Annotated in this window: 1 pseudogene; it reads left to right on the top strand. The window is 47.5% G+C overall.

Going from position 1 to position 326, the window contains the following annotated elements:
- A pseudogene (locus ACYVRH_RS15100) lies at positions 1-326 on the top strand (penicillin-binding protein 1C); the annotation flags it as partial.

Raw genomic sequence — 326 nt, 5'->3', positions numbered from 1 at the left:
CTTCCAAACAGCCCCGCTCTTATTCACCCGGGACGCAACCGCGAAGCCTTAAAATTAAAAAGAGATTCGCTCTTAAATAAACTTTTTAAAAAAGGCTGTTTTGACGAAGAAACTCTCACTCTCAGCGAAGCGGAACCGCTACCCGGTGAGCCGCTCCCCCTGCCGCGCCTTGCCCCACATCTGCTAGACAGGCTTGTTTTAGAAGCAAAAAAAACCTCTACGTTAAAAAAATCCGCAGTCTTTGTCACTACGATAAATCGCGGCATACAACAGCGCGTAACGGATATTTTAAACCGCGCGTCAGACCGTTATGCGCTAAACGGAAT

It is taken from the genome of Treponema sp. R80B11-R83G3 (genome assembly GCF_054786115.1).
This window is presented reverse-complemented; position numbering and strand designations above follow the sequence as displayed.